This is a genomic window from Dyella sp., assembly GCF_035508675.1.
In the GTDB taxonomy this organism is placed as follows: Bacteria; Pseudomonadota; Gammaproteobacteria; order Xanthomonadales; family Rhodanobacteraceae; genus Dyella_B.
Map to the genome: position 1 here is coordinate 1 of NZ_DATJMN010000054.1, position 16,433 is coordinate 16,433.

The window sequence follows — 16,433 nt, forward strand, 5'->3', positions numbered from 1 at the left end:
CAGGCAACGCGCCTGCATTAGAACACCGGCAACGCAGCACGATAAAATCCGACTGTTTCCTCACCGTCATTCTGGCGAAGGCGCCACCGCATGGATTCACCCGCTCAGCAACATCCCGTCGTGCTGATCACCGGTGGCGCAAAACGCGTCGGCGCGGTGATTGCACGGACACTGCATGCCGCCGGCTACGATCTCGCCCTGCACTGCCGCCATTCGATCGCCGAGGCGGATGCGCTGGCCGCCGAACTTTCCGCGCAACGCGCCAACAGCGTACTGGTAGTGCAAGGCGACCTTGCCGATTTGCCCTCACTGCCGAAGCTGATCGACACCACGTTGACTCGCTATGGCCGCCTGGATGCGCTGGTCAACAACGCCTCCGCGTTCTATCCCACGCCGCTGGAAACGGCCACGCTCGCGCAATGGAGTGAGCTGTTCGCTTCCAACGCACAAGCGCCGTTCTTTCTCGCGCAGGCTGCGCTGCCCGCCTTGCGCGCAGCGCATGGCGCCATCGTGAATCTGGTGGACGTCTACGCAGAACGTGCGCTGGCGCAACATCCCATCTACGTGATGGCAAAAGCCGCGCTCGCTGCCATGACTCGCTGCCTGGCACTGGATCTCGGCCCCGATGTGCGCGTCAACGGCGTCGCACCTGGCGCGGTGATGTGGCCAAGCGATGGCAAGCCCTACGCAGAGCAGGAAACCATGCTCGCACGCACGCCGCTCCAGCGCAGCGGCACCCCTGAAGATGTCGCCAGCGCGGTGTTGTGGTTGCTGCGCGATGCGCCGTTCGTGACCGGCCAGATCATCCGCGTGGACGGCGGGCGCAGCGTGACCGTCTGACGCCGCATCGATTTCTCCGTCATGTCATGACAGGAGTGACCACGCCATGGGTGGCGCAGCGGGCGAACCGGCGTGATGTCGTAGGTGCTGACGCTCCACCAGACGCCATATAGGCCGACCCTTACAAGCCAACGCGTTACAGCGGCCGTATGGCGCGCTGCATCGGTGGACATCCCGGCTGGCTTCTCACTTATAGAATGCGGATATTCATGACGTTTGGATTTTCCGTATGACGTATTGCGTCGGCATCCAGATCGAACAAGGCCTGGTTCTCGCTTCCGATACGCGCACGAGCGCATCATTCGATGACGTGCGCGTGTACACCAAGATGCATGTGTTCGACTTCCCCGGCGACCGCAGCATCGTCCTGATGTCCGCGGGCAACCTCGGCACCTCGCAAGCCGTCATGTCCCGCCTGCAACGGGATATCGCGGACAACGCGCACACCAACCTGCGTACGCCGCGGCATCTGTTCGAGGTGGCCGAGTACGTAGGCCAGGCGCTTGTTGCAGCACAGGCCCAGGTGGCCGGCAATGCTCTGCAGAACGGCGTGAACGTGGAATCCACCTTGATCCTCGGTGGCCAGATCGCCGGCGAGCCACCTGGACTATTCCTGATCTACCCCTTGGGCAACTGCATCGCCGCCTCACCGGAAACACCTTATCTGCAGATCGGTGAATCCAAGTACGGCAAACCGATATTGGATCTCCTGATCGGTCCTGGCACCTCGCTGGAAGATGCCGCGCGTTGCGCCTTGCTGTCGCTGGATTCGACCATCCGCTCGAACGTGTCCGTCGGTTTGCCGATTGATCTGGTCCTGCTGCGCAGCGATGACGCGAAAGTCAGCGAGCGCATGCGACTGGATGCCGATGCGCCGCTTTATCGGGATATCTGTGACAGGTGGGCGGACAAGTTGGCGATAGCGCTGCAAAGCCTGCCGCGTTTCGCCTGGGAACCTGCCGGTGCGTCAACCACTCAGTCGTTGCCGCAAGCCCAACGCAAATCAGCGTCTTATGCTGAGCCGGCGCTCGACCAGGCTGCTGCGCAGCAGTAACCCCCGCTCACAGGTTGACGTGCGACCCTTGGGACGTTCCCACGGGTCTGGCTTCAAAGCCGAGCGGGTCCATGTGCTTTTGCACGCACGACGGCCTTCGCCGATGCGCTTTACAACAGCGAAGCTAGCGAATGACGATCTGCCTTGAAGCAGCATCGACGCGACCTTGAGAGACCGCGCCAGCGGCTGGGATTGTCATCCCAGCCTGTTTGCCCATCAACGAAGCGATGCCTCAGGCCTGGAAGTAGGACTCATGTACCGCGCCATGCAGCGCTGACAACTCCTGCTGCAGGCGATCCACGAATGCGCACGGCCCCACGGCCGCCAGGCGTGAAGGATTGGCGTCGAACACCAGCCCCATGGCGCCACGGAACACCTGCTCCACCTGCTTGCGCGGCGGCATCTGCGGCAGGATGCCCTGGATGCGGCTGAGGCAGAACAGCACGCTGCGCGGGAATTCCCGGTTCTTGAGCAGGAATTCCAAGGCGAGTTCCACACTGACTTTCTGGCGCAGCTGACGACGATACATCTGATAGGCCGCCAGAGAACGCAATACGCCCATCCACTGCATCGCCTGGAATGCTTCCGCGTCATCGTCCGAGCGCGCCTGGATCAAGCCTGCCGCGGCAGTGTCGATGATGCGCGAGGTCATGTCTGCCTGTTCGATGGCCGTACCCAGGCGCAGGAATTGATAGCCGGTATCGCGGCTCACATTTGAGGTGAGCAGCGCGGAAACATGCATGCATCCGTCAATGATGCGCCCCAGGAATTCCGGGCGGTGACGACGGCTACCGGCGCGCTCGGGATTGGATTCGATATACAGGTGCAGGTCGTTGATCGCCACCCAGCAGTCCTGCGGCAAGGTTTCACGCACGGTGCGCAGCGTTTCGCGGGCATGGTTCACGACATTGCGCAGGGAGACGGGGTTATCCGGCTCCACCAGCAGGAAGTGCACCACGTCCACCTCGGTCGGCGTATCCGCGCCGTGCAAGCGCTCGAACTCGGCGCCAGCGCCCAAGGTGTTCACCAGGGGGCGCCATGCGATATGCGCGCCACGGGGAAGATCAAGCTGGATCTGGCCATTCACATCAAGCAACCGCGCCATGTTTTCCGCGCGACGCACATAACGGCTGAACCAGTAAAGATTATCAGCAACACGGGACAGCATCAGGCAGCCTCCTCCAGATCCACGACCCAGGTGTCCTTGGCGCCACCGCCTTGCGATGAATTGACTACCAGGGAGCCCTTTTGCATGGCGACGCGGGTCAATCCACCGGTGGTTACAAAGACGTCTTCACGCGAAAGGATGAACGGGCGCAGATCCAGGTGACGCGGTTCCGGCTCCTTGGCGCCGAGGATGGGCGCAGTGGACAGCGACAAGGTGGGCTGCGCCATGTAGTTGCGCGGATCGGCCTCGATCAGGCGGCGGAATTTTTCACGCTCGCGCTTGGTAGAGCGCGGGCCGATCAGCATGCCGTAGCCGCCCGATTCGTTGGCGGGCTTGACCACCAGTTCGTCCAGGTGCGCCAACACGTAGGCGCGATCCTTCGCGTCGTGGCACAGATAGCTCGGTACATTGGGCAGGATCGGCTCTTCGCCCAGGTAGTACTTGATCATCTTGGGCACATAGGTGAACACCACCTTGTCGTCCGCCACACCGGCTCCCGGCGCATTCGCCAAGGCCACCTTGCCGGCCCGCCAGCTGCGCAGCAGGCCGCGCACGCCGAGTACCGAATCGGGATGGAACACTTCCGGATCGAGGAACATGTCGTCGACGCGGCGGTAGATCACATCCACCCGTTTGGGTCCGTACACCGTACGCATGTAGCAGATGTCGTCATCGCCCACGAACAGGTCGCCGCCCTCGACCAGCTCGATGCCCATGCTTTGCGCCAGATAGCAATGCTCGAAATACGCGCTGTTGAAAATACCTGGCGTAAGCAGCGCGATGACGGGCGTATCGCCGGGACGCGGACTGAGCGCCGCCAGCGTGTCGTAGAGCTGCGTGGGATAGTTGTCCACCGGCAAAATCGCGCTGGTGTCGAACAGCTCCGGAAACACACGCTTGGCGACCATGCGATTTTCGATCATGTAGGACACGCCGCTGGGGATGCGCAGGTTGTCTTCCAGGGCATAGAGCGTGCCGTCGGCGTCACGCACCAGATCCGAGCCGCAGATGTGCGCCCACACGCCAAGCGGCGGTTTCACGCCCACGCATTGAGGACGAAAGTTGACCGATTCGGTGAGCAACTCGCGCGGAAAGACGTTGTCGTTGACGATCTTTTGCTCACCATAGATGTCGCCGATGAACAGGTTCAGCGCCCGCATGCGCTGGCGCAAACCAGCCGCGGTGCGCTCCCATTCACGGCGCTCGATGACGCGTGGAATCAGATCGAACGGCAGCGTGCGGTCGACATTGCGTCCTTCGCTGTACACCGTGAAGGTGATGCCCATGACGCGGGCGGTGACGTCCGCAGCAAGCTGACGTTCGTTCAATTCGTGCCGGCTCAGGCTGGACAGGTAATCGAGCAGTGGGCGTGCTGCGGGTCGTGGTTGGCCATCGGATGCAACGAGTTCGTCCCATGTCGATGATCGATATCGCGTCCAGTCCATGCATGTCTCCTCGCAGTGCCAAGCTGTCCATCACGGCTGCGTTGTGGAAAGCAGCACGTTCCTTGCTTGGCAAACTGCATGGATCGTCGCATATCGTCAAGGCGAGCTCGGACGCAGCGATGCGCGCGCAAACTGCCCGTGCATCGCCGCTGTATCGGCGTTTACAACATGACGATCGTCAATGGCTCACTGTTGATAGGGAAGCTCGCCCACAACTCGCTCATCGTTTTTCCGCTCACGGGATGGCGAACATCTGGCGCGATATCGGCGATCGGCTTCAGCACGAAGGCGTGTTTCAATTCCTTGCGCGGGATGTCCAGGTGCCCTGGACCCTGGGCCACCAGATCGTCGTACAGCACGATGTCCACATCGAGGGTGCGATCGGCATAACGCGGCACGTCGCGGCGGCGACCATGGCGATCTTCCAGTGCATGCAGCCAATCGTTGAGTTCGGTGGGCGAGAGGTCCGTATCCAGGCCGATGGCGAGATTGACGAAATCGGCGCCATCGAAACCCACCGCGGCGCTGCGGTAGGCCGGCGACACGCCAAGCGGCCCGAAACGCGCACGCAGCTCCTCGATCGCGGCCGGCAGGTAGCGTTGCGGCTCCTGGTTGGAGCCCAGGCTCAAATAGACGCGTGCCATATCAGCGTGGCCGCTGCCCGCGCTCGATGCACACGCCCACCGCCTTGGCGCCGCGCACCGCACCGGGCTTGGACAGTTTCAGCCGCACCCACGCCACGCCAAATTCCTCGCGAATGATCGCGGCGCAACGCTCGGCCAGCGTTTCCACCAGGCCGAAGCTCGATTCGCCCACATACGCGATCAATCGCTTGGACACGTCCTTGTAATTGAGCGTGTCGGCGATGTCGTCGGAAGCGGCGGGCACGGTATTGTCGAACGCCATGTCGATATCGAACGACAAGGTCTGGCGCACGCGCCGCTCCCAGTCGTAGATGCCGATGACGGTGTCGATGCGCAGGTCTTCGATGAAAACGATGTCCATGGTCTTTGGCGTGAAGCGTCAAGCGGCCATCGTAAATCGTAAGCGCGATGCACCGCGAGCCGGCAGTGCCCGATTCACGCTTCCATGGCCTGCAGCGCGGTCAGGTCCCAGCGTGGGAACACCTGCACCGATTCGTCCTGATGCTGCCCGTGCGCCAGCCGGATGGCGCCGGCCAGGGCGATCATCGCGCCGTTGTCGGTACAGAACTGCAGGCGGGGGAAATAGGTTTTGAAACCGTCCTTGGCGCCGGCGGCGGCCAGTTCCTCACGCAAATGGCGATTGGCGCCGACGCCCCCGGCAATCACCAGCCGCTTCGTGCCGGTCTCGGCCAGGGCGCGGCGGCACTTGATCATCAGGGTGTCGACGATGGCTTCTTCGAAGGCCCGGGCGATGTCGGCCCGGGTCTGTTCGCGCTGGTCGGATTGCTGCCAGGCCAGCAGCACCTGGGTCTTCAGGCCGGAGAAACTGAAATCCAGCCCGGGGCGATCGGTCATCGGGCGCGAAAAACGGAACGCGCCCGGGCGTCCCTGCCCAGCCAAGGCGGCCAGCGCCGGACCGCCGGGGTACGGCAACCCCATCAGCTTGGCGGTCTTGTCGAACGCCTCGCCCGCGGCATCGTCCAGGGTATCGCCCAGGATGCGGTAACAGCCGATGGCTTCCACCTCCACCAGCATCGAATGGCCGCCGGACACCAGCAGGGCCACAAAGGGCGCTTCTGGCGGGGCATCCTCCAGCAGGGGCGCCAGCAAATGCCCTTCCATATGATGTACGCCGATGGCCGGCACCCCGAGCGCCCAGGCCATCGCCCGCCCCGTGGCTGCGCCGACCAGCAGCGCACCCACCAGGCCGGGGCCGGCGGTGTAGGCCACGCCGCCCAGATCAGCCGGGCTCAAGCCCGCCTCCCTCAAGGCCTCGCGCACCAGCGGCAGCAGCTTGCGCACGTGATCGCGGCTGGCCAGCTCCGGCACCACGCCGCCATAGTCGGCATGCAGCTTTACCTGGGTGTACAGGGCATGCGCGAGCAGGCCGTGCCCCGGTTGCGCGGGCTCCCAGCGCAGCAGGGCCACGCCGGTTTCGTCGCAGGAGGTCTCGATGCCGAGGATGGGGCGGAGCGCGTCAGGCATCTTGGAAATAAGCGGGTCTTAGGACGTAGGTCGCCATTTTTGCCGATAAACTGGTCTGCGCGACACCCTCCGCGCCTTACTCTTTGAATTTTTCACTCATATCGGCGTATACTTTGCGGCTCGCCGCATCTCTGCGGCACGTTTACTACCCGGAGTTTCCATGCCCAGCGTAAAAGTCCGCGAGAACGAGCCGTTCGAACTCGCCCTGCGCCGCTTCAAGCGCACCTGCGAAAAAGCCGGCATTCTCGCCGAGACCCGCAAGCGCGAGTTCTATGAAAAGCCGACCCAGGAACGCAAGCGCAAGCGCGCCGCCGCCGTGAAGCGTCACCTGCGCCGCCTGTCGCGCGACGTGTCGCGCAAGACCCGCCTGTACTGAGTGCTGCCTGCGGCGCGCCACGCGCCGTACTTGTACAGCACTCGCAGCCGGCGCGTCCATTCGCAGCCGCTGCCTACCAGGCAACAGCATTGGCCGACGTTGTTCTGCAACGTCGGCTTTGTGCTTTCCGAAGGAGACGTTTTATGTCGTTGAAGCAACAGCTTACCGAAGACATGAAAACCGCCATGCGCGGCGGTGACAAGGATCGCCTCGGAGTGATCCGCCTGATCCTTGCTGCCGTCAAGCAGCGCGAGGTGGACGAGCGGATCCAGCTGGATGACACCCAGATCATTGCCGTGCTGGAGAAGATGCTCAAGCAGCGCAAGGATTCGGTCAGCCAGTACGCCGCCGCTGGCCGCGAGGACCTGGCCAATGTGGAGCGCGCTGAAATGGTGGTGATCGAAGCCTATCTACCCGCCAAGCTCAGCGATGCCGAGATCGATGCGATGATCGAGGCCGCCATCACCGAAACCGGCGCAAGCAGCGCGCGCGACATGGGCAAGGTGGTCGCCGCGGTCAAGGCTAAAGCCGCCGGCCGCGCCGACATGGCGCAGGTGTCGGCGCGCATCAAGTCTCGGCTGAACTGATCCCCGCCAAGGCAGCGCTCCATGGCGCTGCCTTCACGCCCACCACGCTTAGATGCTTCCACGCAACACACCGTGGGAGAAAACGCATGCTCAAGTGGGCGATCATCTTCGCGATTGTTTCCCTCATTGCCGGCTGGCTCGGCTTCGGAACCTTGTCCGGTGTCGCTGCCGGCATCGCCAAGGTGTTGTTTGCGATTTTCGTGATCATTTTCCTGATCGCCCTGCTGGCGGTGATCGGCGTGATCCACATGGCTGCTTAGGAGCCGGTCGGACTTGAATTGGCCGGGCTGCAAAGGCGCCTGCGCGGTGCATATGTCCGTCGCTGCTTGATCCATAGAACCCTATGGGTCTGCGCATCGCCGAACATCTGTCCTCGCGCAGCCGCACTACGCCTCGACCATTCAAATCCGACAGGCTCCTAGGCCATGTCCCTTAGCGATCTGAACCCGGTGTCCGGCTAGACTAGCCGGATGCGCGGCCGCATCCCCGACAGCTTCATCGACGAACTGCTTGCTCGCGTCGACATCGTCGACGTGATCGAGCGGCGCGTGCCGTTGAAAAAAGCCGGACGCGAATGGACCGCCTGCTGCCCCTTCCACAACGAACGCACGCCATCGTTCTACGTGAGCCCCGCCAAGCAGTTTTTCCACTGCTTTGGTTGCGGCGCACACGGCAGCGCCATCAAATTCCTGATGGATTACGAGCGGCTCGAATTTCCTGACGCGGTGGAAGAACTGGCTCAATCCGTGAGCCTGAAAGTTCCCTATGAAGGCGGCCGCGACAACGCCCCGCGCGAAGACAAGACCGATCTCTACGCGATGCTCGACGCCGCCGCGCGCTGGTACGAAGGCGAGCTGAAAAAGAGCAGCGAAGCCAGCGCGTATTGCCAAAAACGCGGCCTGGACGCGGACACCATCGCGCGCTTTCGCATCGGGTGGGCGCCGGCGGGTTTCGATGGTGTGATCCGCCAGCTCGGCAGCAACGAAAAGCGCATGCAACTGCTGACCGAAGCAGGCATGGTCGCTAACAACGAGCGCGGCAATAAATACGATCGCTTCCGCGAACGGCTGATGTTCCCGATCCTCGACCGGCGCGGGCGCGTGATCGCCTTTGGCGGACGCGTGCTGCAATCGGAACAAGGTCCGAAGTACCTCAACTCGCCGGAAACGCCGCTGTTCCACAAGGGGCGCGAGTTGTTCGCGCTATGGCAGGTCAAGCAGGCCAACAGCCAACTTGCGCGCATCGTAGTGGTGGAAGGCTACATGGATGTGATCGCGCTGCATCAGGCCGGCTTGCCGATCGCGGTCGCCACCTTGGGCACCGCCACCACGCCGGAACACACCGAAGTGCTGTTTCGCGCCGCGCCGGACGTCGTGTTCTGCTTCGACGGTGACCGCGCCGGCCGCGCGGCGGCGTGGAAAGCCTTGGAATCCGCGCTGCCCCGCTTGCGCGATGGGCGCCAGGCCTATTTCCTGTTTTTGCCGGACGGCGAAGATCCGGACACACTGGTACGCAAGGAAGGCAAGGCGGGTTTCGAGAAACGCTTGCGTGAAGCGACGTCGCTGTCCGAATACTTCTTCGGCGAACTGTCCCATGACGTGGACGTGAGCAAACTCGATGGGCGCGCGCGCCTGGCCGAACGCGCCCGTCCGCTGATCGCGCGCCTGCCCGATGGCGCATTCCGCGACCTGATGGCGCAAGAGCTGGAAAAACGGACCGGCGCACGCGCCATCTGGGAAGCCGAACCGGCTGCGCGAAAGGCCATCCAACGTCCGGGCGCGGTGCAACGCTCGCTGGTGCGCAGCGCCATCGCACTGTTGCTCGCGCAACCGGGGGTGGCCGACGAAGTGGAACGGCCTTACGGTTTTCTGCGCCTGGCCAAGCCCGGCGTCGACCTGCTGGCGGAGCTGATCGACACTGCCCGCGCCAGGCCGGGCATCAACGCCGCGATGCTGGTGGAACATTTCACCGAGCGGCCCGAATACGCCTCGCTGCAAAAGCTGATGGCCACCTCGGTCGTCGGTGAACCGGAGACGCAGCGCGTCGAATTCTTCGACGCGCTGGCGCGCATGGAAAAGCAGGCGATCGACCAGCGTCGCGACGCGCTGGTTGCCAAGAACCGCGAAGGCACATTGACTAGTGCCGAAAAGGCCGAACTGCGCGAGCTGCTCGCCGCACGCGCCCCGAAGCCTACCGCCGCGTCATGACCGGCTTGCCGACAACAAGGAACGTCGATGGATTTGCTTGAACGCCTGATCACCTTTTTCGCCGAGAACGGCTACGTGGCCGTGTTCATGGCGCTCATGCTGTGCGGTGCCGGCCTGCCGCTGCCGGAAGACATCACCCTGGTGGCCGGCGGCGTGATCGCGGGCCTCGGCTACGCCAACGTGCACATCATGGTCGGCGTCACCATGGTCGGCGTGCTCGTCGGTGATGCCGGCATGTTCCTGCTTGGCCATCACTTCGGTACGCATATCCTGCAGTGGAAACCCATCTCGTGGCTGATGCCGCCACGCCGCTACGCGAAGGTGCAGGACCAGTTCACACGCTACGGCAACCGCCTGATGTTCTTCGCGCGCTTTCTGCCCGGCATGCGCACGGCGATCTACACCACGGCAGGCGCCACGCATCGCGTGAGTTTCTGGCGTTTTTTGCTGCTCGACGGCCTTGCCGCACTGATCAGCGTGCCGCTATGGGTGTACCTGGGCTACTTCGGTGCGAATCGGCGCGAATGGCTGGGCATGTGGATCCACCGTGGACAGAACAGTCTCTGGCTGGTCGGCGTAGTGGCAGTGCTGATACTGCTGGCGCTGTGGTGGCGACGGCGGCGCAAGCGCGATGCTGAAGCGTAATGAGTAGGCCGGGTGAGCAGGTGCGAACCCCAACCTCGCAAGCAGCATGAACGGGCAACACCGGGGTTCGCCTGCGTTCACCCCGGCCCACGATTACCGTACCACGGCCACGTCGTGACGATTCCACCAGCCTCCACCCAGCGCCTGGAACAGGGCCACCGTATCCGCATAGCGCGCGGCCCGCGCCTGGATCAGGCTGAGTTGCGCCTGCCGATACGTCACCTGCGCATTGAGCAGGGCCACCATACTGATGTCGCCCACCGCATATTGCTTCTGCGCGATGTCGAAGCTGCGTGCAGCCGCCTGTTCCGCACGCGCCGATGCGGCCATCGCCTCCGCGTCAGCCTGCAAGGCGTGCAAGGTATCGGCGACGTTCTGCAAGGCAGACAACACCGTGCTGCGATACTGCTCGGCTGCCTGCTGGTACGCGGCTTCCGCGGCACGCTGCTTGTGCTTCAACGTGCCACCGTCGAACAACGGCGCGGTGACGGCCGCTCCGATATTCCAGAAACCGGTGCCTGTACCGAACAGGGTGTGCATCTGATCGGTGGCGCTGCCCCAGCTGGCGGTGATGTTGATATTCGGCAGACGTGCCGCAAACGCCACACCGACCTGCGCGCACGCAGCGTGCAACTGTGCATCAGCCATCCGCACATCCGGACGCTGCTCGACCAGTCGCGCGGGCAGCGTCAACGGGAGGTCTTGCGGCAGTTGCAAGCTATCCAGGGTGAACTGGGCGCCGACATCCTGATCGGGCGTGCGGCCGGCAAGCACGGCCAGCGCGTCGCGTTGCTGCGCCAACTGTTTGCGCAAGGGTGGCAAGCCTGCACGCGTCTGCTCCAGCGTAGCCTGCTGCGCCGCCACGTCGCTTTCCGAGGCGTCGCCTGCACCGGATTGTTTTTGGGTGGTCTGCAGAATCCTCCACTGGCTGTCGATCATGTCCTGCGTAGCCGCCATTTGCGCGCGCAGCGAGGCTTCCTGTATCGCGGCATTGACCAGATTCGTCGTCAACGTCAGGTAGGTCGCTTCCAACTGGAACCGCTGTGCATCCGCCTGCGCCACCAGCGATTCCACCGCGCGGCGATTGGCACCCCATATGTCCGGTGCGTACGAGACGCTGACCTGTGCGGTGGTCAGATCGTAGAACGAGGCGCCCGACGAAGCCGGGCTGGCGAGCGTACCGGCGATCTTCTGCCGGGTGGGATCCACGCCGGCGTCCACGCTTGGCCAATAGAAGCCGCGCTGTGCATAGACGTTTTCCCGCGCCGACTTCAAAGCGGCCTGTGCGGCGGCGGCATCGGGATTGTTCTTCAGCGCATCGTCGATCAAGCCGTTCAACGGCTGCGAGTGGAACAGCGTCCACCATTGGCCGGGAATATCCATGCCTTGCACAAAGTGCTGCGCTCCACCCTCAGTACCCGGCGCGGCTGCGGTAGCCGGCAACGCCCCTTCTGTCGTGTACCCCTGCGCAGTGGGCGGCGCAGGCCGGTGGTAATCGGGCCCTACGGCACAACCGGTGAGCACAAGGCTCACGCCAAGCGCCAACCCACCTACACGCCATTTGGAAAAACGAATCATCGGCATCATGATCAAATCTCCACGTCGCCCGGCGGATGTCCGAAGCGCTTGTGGATGAAGTTCTCCATCGCGTAGTACAGCGCCGGCAATATGTAGAGCGTCAGCATGGTGGCGATCGGCAAGCCACCCACCACCACCGTGGCGAGGCCGCGTTGCACGTCGGTGCCGATACCGGTCGCCAACGCCGCCGGCAGCATGCCGATGCTGGCTACCGTGGCGGTCATCAGCACCGGCCGGAAGCGTTCGGTCGCGCCCACCACCACGGCTTCCAGCAGCGACAAACCTTCCCGACGCACGCGATTGATGTTCGACACCATGATGATGCCGTTCTGCACTGCAACGCCGAACAAGGCGATAAAGCCAACCGCGGTGGCGATGTTCAGCGTTTCGCCGCGCAGATGCAGCGCCATCAAGCCGCCCACCGTCGCCAACGGCACCACGCCAAGCACGAGGACTGCCTGGTGGAATTTGCCGAACTCGAAGAACAACAGCACGACCATGATCGCCATCACCATGGCCATCACCACCATCAGGCGCGCCTGGGCGCGCTGCTCGTTCTGGAAATTGCCTGCCCATTCCAGGCTGTAGGCCTGCGTGTCGAAATGCACTTTCGCATCGATCTGATGCTGCGCATCGGCGAGATACTCCGATAACGCTCGATCGTGATTGTCGATACGGATGGTCAGCTCGCGCTTGCCATGCTCGTGCGAAATGGTGCTTTCGCCGGTGGTGAGCCTGATGTCCGCCACCTGCTTCAACGGTATCTGCGCGCCGGTGCTGGACGTCAGCGGCAACTCACCGACCGACTGCAGACTGTTGGCCACGCCGTTGGAAACGCGCGCGGTAACGTTGTAGATGCGATCGGCCACATAAACCTGGGTGATCGGCGCGCCGCCGATAGCCGTCTGAATCAGGTTGGTGATATCACTGACATTGATGCCGTAGCGGGCCGCGGCATCACGGTTGGCGGTAATGGTCAGCTGCGGAATCGGCGGCTCCTGGAAGATCGACGCGTCGGCGGTGCCGCGAACCCCTCTCAGGATGTCCACGATCTGATTACCGATACGACGCATCTCGTGAAAATCGTCACCGTAGATACGCAGTACCAGTGGGCTGTGGGCACCGCCGATCATGTCGTTCTCACCGTCGATAATCGGTTGGCTGATACCCACGCTGATACCCGGAATCTGCTGCATGCGCGCGTTGAACTTGCGCAGGAATTCCGCCTTGGTCTCGCCATGCCAGGTGCTGTAGGGCGTCAAGCCGACCGCCGCCTCCGCATGCGACGGGGTCCACGGGTCGGTGCCGGTATCGTTGCGCCCCAACTGCGTGACGACGTACGACACTTCCGGAAATTCACGCACCACCTTGCGTAACTGGGCCGTCATCTGACTGGCCTTGTCCAGCGACAGGCCGCTGGGCATTTGTACCTGCAGCCACAGCGAGCCTTCATCCAGGTCAGGCAGGAATTCCCGGCCGATCGTCGCGCCGAGAATCAGCACGCCGCAAAACGCCATGCCGGCGATTGCGTACGCCACCGGCATACGATGCAACAGCCGGCCGAGGCTATGCGTAAAAGCGGCCTGCAGACGCTCCAGCGGCTTGTTGTGGAAAATCTTGCGCGGCTTGCGTAGAGCGAGGTAAGCCAGCGCGGGGGTCAGCGTCACCGTGCACAACAGCGCCGCCAGCAAGGCGTAGCCCACGGTGAACGCCATCGGGCGAAACAGCTTGCCTTCGGCATGTTCGAAGGCGAACAGCGGCGCATAAGCCGTAATGATGATCAGGGTCGCGAAGAAGATCGAACGGCCGACATGCCCGGTCACCATCATTACATCGTCTTCGGTCAATACTTCCGTGGGTTTGTTCTCACGCTGGCGCAAGATCGCCTCGGTGATCACGATGGCGCCGTCCACGATCACGCCGAAGTCGATCGCGCCTAGCGAAAACAAGTTCGCCGACATGTGCGTGAACTGCATCAGAATGAATACCGTCACCAGCGACATCGGGATCGCTACCGCCGCCACCATCGCCGAGCGCGGACTGCCCAGAAATAGAATCAACACGATGCAGACCAGGCCGATGCCTTCCATCACGGTGTGGAAGACTTTCTCCTTGGTGGCGTTCACCAGGTCGTCGCGGTCGATGTACGGCACGATCTGCACGTCCTGCGCCGCCAACTGCTTGTTCAACGCCGCCACCTTGGCATGCACACCATCGAGTACGCGCGAGGGATTCTCGTATTTGAGCAGGTCGACGATACCCTCGATGGTATCCGGATTGTTGTCCTTGCCCAGGATGCCTTCGCGCACCTGGTGGCCGTAGCGCAGCTTGCCAAGCTCGCGCACCAACACGGGCACGCCGTTATTCTGCGTGACGACGATATCGCCAAGGTCTTTCAACGAATGCACCATGCCGACGCCGCGCACGATGTACGATTGCTCGCCGCGCGTAATGCGTCCGCCGCCCGCATTGGACGTATTGGCGGAAATCGCCGCGGTGACCTGGTTCACGCTGACGCCGTAGTGCAGCAGTTGCTGCGGGTCCAGCTCCAGCTGAAATTCCTTGGTGAAGCCGCCGAAGTTGTCCACGTTGATCACGCCGGATACCTGCTGCAACGCCGGTATCACGATCCAGCGCTGGATCTCCGACAGCTGCATCAGGTTCTTGCTCTTGGACTCCAGCGTATAGCGATAGATTTCGCCAGCCGGACCGCTCACCGGATCGAGGCTGGGCGTTACGCCGGCAGGCAGCGTGACCTGGCCCAAGGCGTTCTGGACGCGCTGGCGCACCCAATAATCATCCGCGCCGTCCTTGAACACCATGGTGATCAGCGACAAGCCGAAGGTGCTGCTGGAGCGCATGCTGACCAGCTGTTGCGTGGTCGCCAGCTGGCGTTCGAGCGGAATGGTGATCTGCTGTTCGATTTCCTCGGCGGCCAGGCCCGGCACCTGCGTCGTGACCTGCGCGGTGACATCGCTCAACTCCGGATACGCCTCGATCGACAATTGGGTCCACGAGTAATAGCCGAAGCAGACGACCAGCATCGTCACCACGATGAACAACATGCGCTTCTCGAAGCAGAAGCGAAAAATCCGATTAATCATTGAGAAGCACTCCGCCTCTCACAATCACGCGATCGCCGGCACTCAACCCTTTGAGCACGCGCGTATCGCCGCTTTCGTCATAGCTCAGATCCACCGTGCGGCGCTGGAACGTCCACGGCGATACTTCGACGAACACGGTGGTGCTGTCGTTGTTCATCAGCAGGGCCGATTCCGGTACAAAGACCTGCGCCGGTTGCGGCACGTCGATGCTGACGTTGGCGTACATGTTCGGTTTGAGCCGGGTGTCCGCGTTGGCAAACACCGCGCGCACCAGATCGCGGCGCGTATCCGCCTGCAGCACCGGATTCACGAAAGCGACCGTGCCATGGAAGACCTGGCCCGGATACGCCGCCAGCACTGCGTCGACGTTCTCGCCCTTGGCGATCAGCCCCACATCGCTTTCCGGCACGTTGGCGGTAATCCACACCGAGTCCAGATTCGCAACGGTCATCATCGCCGCGGTGGCATCGTTGACGTAGGCACCGGGCGACACCGACAGCGCCGTGATATAGCCGCTGGTTGGCGCCACCACCTGCATCAAGCGTTGGCCCGCGACATCCTGTGCGCCGCTCACGGCAGTGAGACGTGTCTGCGCGCGATTGAATTCCGCCAACGCCTGGTTATAACCACTCTGCGCCGCTTCAAGATCCTTGGTGGCATTGCCGCCGGCCGCCTTCACGACGCGCGCGCGGTCGAGTGCTTTCTTCGCAAGATCCAGTGCATCGCGGGCTTTCGCGACATCGGCATAAGCCTGCGCGTAATCGCCCGAGTCCATAACGGCCAGCAGCTGGCCTTTAAGGACATGGTCGCCAAGTCCCACCCTCAACGCCATCACCTTGCCGGTGAGCGGCGGCAGTACGTTGGCTGTGTGCGCCGGATCGGCTTCCACGTTGGCCGGAAACACCATGGCATGCGGTGCCCGGCGCACTTCCACTGGCTGTACCACCAGCTCTTTGCGTAGCGGGGAGCCATCCGGGACCTTGATCACGCCGTTTTCGACGGTAAAGGCCGGCGGCTGTTCCGCCGATTCATTGGCACCATGCGAACAGGCCGCCAGATTCAGGGCAACGGCAATGGCGACCGACAGTCGCCGTCCATGGGTTTTCAGCAGGTGCAACATGGTGGGTTCCCTATTCGATTCGGCGCAATCGCGCTTGCTGCGGTCACAAAGCCACAGTGGTGTTGCAAAACGGTGAAGGGAACAAGGCAAAGCCTTGCGTACCCGGACCGCGGTTTGGCCGTCCAGACCGCCGCCCCGGGTCACGCGGAGCGGCAGTCAGCGAAACGGATTCATAGTCGG

At 62.8% G+C, this 16,433-nt stretch carries 15 protein-coding genes; 7 read left to right on the forward strand and 8 right to left on the reverse strand.

Features of this window, described 5'->3' with window-relative positions; all coding sequences use genetic code 11:
* The first annotated feature begins 90 nt into the window (after positions 1-90).
* Positions 91-840, forward strand: coding sequence for a pteridine reductase (locus VMA74_RS03055; RefSeq protein WP_325364684.1), 750 nt, complete (start codon positions 91-93; stop codon positions 838-840).
* Positions 841-1,069: 229 nt separating this feature from the next.
* A complete protein-coding gene (locus VMA74_RS03060) occupies positions 1,070-1,894 on the forward strand; it encodes a 20S proteasome subunit A/B (protein ID WP_325364686.1) in 825 nt (274 codons plus the stop codon).
* A 232-nt stretch (positions 1,895-2,126) separates the two neighbouring features.
* Here VMA74_RS03060 and VMA74_RS03065 read toward each other — a convergent pair whose 3' ends face one another.
* The 5 genes from VMA74_RS03065 to tsaD all read right to left on the reverse strand — a co-directional run bounded on the left by VMA74_RS03065 (position 2,127) and on the right by tsaD (position 6,636).
* Positions 2,127-3,062: an alpha-E domain-containing protein gene (locus tag VMA74_RS03065; protein WP_325364688.1), complete on the reverse strand. Its 936-nt coding sequence runs from the start codon at positions 3,060-3,062 to the stop codon at positions 2,127-2,129.
* Positions 3,062-4,507, reverse strand: coding sequence for a circularly permuted type 2 ATP-grasp protein (locus VMA74_RS03070; RefSeq protein WP_325364689.1), 1,446 nt, complete (start codon positions 4,505-4,507; stop codon positions 3,062-3,064). Before VMA74_RS03070 ends, VMA74_RS03065 begins: the two co-directional genes overlap by 1 nt.
* A gap of 161 nt (positions 4,508-4,668) precedes the next feature.
* Positions 4,669-5,151 carry a 2-amino-4-hydroxy-6-hydroxymethyldihydropteridine diphosphokinase gene (folK, locus tag VMA74_RS03075; protein WP_325364691.1) on the reverse strand — a complete coding sequence of 161 codons (483 nt, stop codon included), beginning with the start codon at positions 5,149-5,151 and terminating at the stop codon, positions 4,669-4,671.
* A gap of 1 nt (position 5,152) precedes the next feature.
* Complete coding sequence (gene folB / locus VMA74_RS03080) at positions 5,153-5,512, reverse strand: dihydroneopterin aldolase (RefSeq protein WP_325364693.1); 360 nt, start codon at positions 5,510-5,512, stop codon at positions 5,153-5,155.
* 74 nt (positions 5,513-5,586) lie between these two features.
* A complete protein-coding gene (gene tsaD / locus VMA74_RS03085; RefSeq protein WP_325364695.1) occupies positions 5,587-6,636 on the reverse strand; it encodes a tRNA (adenosine(37)-N6)-threonylcarbamoyltransferase complex transferase subunit TsaD in 1,050 nt (349 codons plus the stop codon).
* 160 nt (positions 6,637-6,796) lie between these two features.
* Here tsaD and rpsU point away from each other — a divergent pair, with 160 nt between their 5' ends.
* The 5 genes from rpsU to VMA74_RS03110 all read left to right on the forward strand — a co-directional run bounded on the left by rpsU (position 6,797) and on the right by VMA74_RS03110 (position 10,451).
* Entirely contained in the window at positions 6,797-7,012 is a 216-nt protein-coding gene (gene rpsU / locus VMA74_RS03090) for a 30S ribosomal protein S21 (protein ID WP_109724432.1), read from the forward strand.
* A 143-nt stretch (positions 7,013-7,155) separates the two neighbouring features.
* Positions 7,156-7,599: a GatB/YqeY domain-containing protein gene (locus tag VMA74_RS03095; protein WP_325364697.1), complete on the forward strand. Its 444-nt coding sequence runs from the start codon at positions 7,156-7,158 to the stop codon at positions 7,597-7,599.
* An 86-nt stretch (positions 7,600-7,685) separates the two neighbouring features.
* Positions 7,686-7,859 (forward strand): DUF1328 domain-containing protein, encoded by a 174-nt coding sequence (locus VMA74_RS03100; RefSeq protein ID WP_325364699.1) that lies wholly within the window; start codon positions 7,686-7,688, stop codon positions 7,857-7,859.
* 210 nt (positions 7,860-8,069) lie between these two features.
* A complete protein-coding gene (gene dnaG / locus VMA74_RS03105; RefSeq protein ID WP_325364701.1) occupies positions 8,070-9,806 on the forward strand; it encodes a DNA primase in 1,737 nt (578 codons plus the stop codon).
* 27 nt (positions 9,807-9,833) lie between these two features.
* On the forward strand, positions 9,834-10,451 hold the full coding sequence (locus VMA74_RS03110) for a DedA family protein (RefSeq protein ID WP_325364703.1): 618 nt from the start codon (positions 9,834-9,836) through the stop codon (positions 10,449-10,451).
* 93 nt (positions 10,452-10,544) lie between these two features.
* On the opposite strand, the gene VMA74_RS03115 is transcribed toward VMA74_RS03110, so the two are convergent.
* From VMA74_RS03115 to VMA74_RS03125, 3 genes are read right to left on the reverse strand one after another with little or no spacing between them, the layout of a single operon-like run.
* Positions 10,545-12,038, reverse strand: a complete 1,494-nt coding sequence (locus VMA74_RS03115; protein WP_325364705.1) for an efflux transporter outer membrane subunit — start codon at positions 12,036-12,038, stop codon at positions 10,545-10,547.
* A gap of 2 nt (positions 12,039-12,040) precedes the next feature.
* Entirely contained in the window at positions 12,041-15,133 is a 3,093-nt protein-coding gene (locus VMA74_RS03120) for a CusA/CzcA family heavy metal efflux RND transporter (protein ID WP_325364707.1), read from the reverse strand.
* Positions 15,126-16,253, reverse strand: a complete 1,128-nt coding sequence (locus VMA74_RS03125) for an efflux RND transporter periplasmic adaptor subunit (RefSeq protein WP_325364709.1) — start codon at positions 16,251-16,253, stop codon at positions 15,126-15,128. The genes VMA74_RS03120 and VMA74_RS03125 overlap by 8 nt, the downstream gene beginning before the upstream one ends.
* Positions 16,254-16,433 lie beyond the last annotated feature (180 nt).

What these genes read in the sequence shown, in the direction of transcription:
- VMA74_RS03055 (WP_325364684.1), top strand. Translation starts at nt 91, where the DNA reads ATGGATTCACCCGCTCAGCAACATCCCGTCGTGCTGATCACCGGTGGC.
- VMA74_RS03060 (WP_325364686.1), top strand. Translation starts at nt 1,070, where the DNA reads ATGACGTATTGCGTCGGCATCCAGATCGAACAAGGCCTGGTTCTCGCT.
- VMA74_RS03065 (WP_325364688.1), bottom strand. Translation starts at nt 3,062, where the DNA reads ATGCTGTCCCGTGTTGCTGATAATCTTTACTGGTTCAGCCGTTATGTG.
- VMA74_RS03070 (WP_325364689.1), bottom strand. Translation starts at nt 4,507, where the DNA reads ATGGACTGGACGCGATATCGATCATCGACATGGGACGAACTCGTTGCA.
- folK (WP_325364691.1), bottom strand. Translation starts at nt 5,151, where the DNA reads ATGGCACGCGTCTATTTGAGCCTGGGCTCCAACCAGGAGCCGCAACGC.
- folB (WP_325364693.1), bottom strand. Translation starts at nt 5,512, where the DNA reads ATGGACATCGTTTTCATCGAAGACCTGCGCATCGACACCGTCATCGGC.
- tsaD (WP_325364695.1), bottom strand. Translation starts at nt 6,636, where the DNA reads ATGCCTGACGCGCTCCGCCCCATCCTCGGCATCGAGACCTCCTGCGAC.
- rpsU (WP_109724432.1), top strand. Translation starts at nt 6,797, where the DNA reads ATGCCCAGCGTAAAAGTCCGCGAGAACGAGCCGTTCGAACTCGCCCTG.
- VMA74_RS03095 (WP_325364697.1), top strand. Translation starts at nt 7,156, where the DNA reads ATGTCGTTGAAGCAACAGCTTACCGAAGACATGAAAACCGCCATGCGC.
- VMA74_RS03100 (WP_325364699.1), top strand. Translation starts at nt 7,686, where the DNA reads ATGCTCAAGTGGGCGATCATCTTCGCGATTGTTTCCCTCATTGCCGGC.
- dnaG (WP_325364701.1), top strand. Translation starts at nt 8,070, where the DNA reads ATGCGCGGCCGCATCCCCGACAGCTTCATCGACGAACTGCTTGCTCGC.
- VMA74_RS03110 (WP_325364703.1), top strand. Translation starts at nt 9,834, where the DNA reads ATGGATTTGCTTGAACGCCTGATCACCTTTTTCGCCGAGAACGGCTAC.
- VMA74_RS03115 (WP_325364705.1), bottom strand. Translation starts at nt 12,038, where the DNA reads ATGATGCCGATGATTCGTTTTTCCAAATGGCGTGTAGGTGGGTTGGCG.
- VMA74_RS03120 (WP_325364707.1), bottom strand. Translation starts at nt 15,133, where the DNA reads ATGATTAATCGGATTTTTCGCTTCTGCTTCGAGAAGCGCATGTTGTTC.
- VMA74_RS03125 (WP_325364709.1), bottom strand. Translation starts at nt 16,253, where the DNA reads ATGTTGCACCTGCTGAAAACCCATGGACGGCGACTGTCGGTCGCCATT.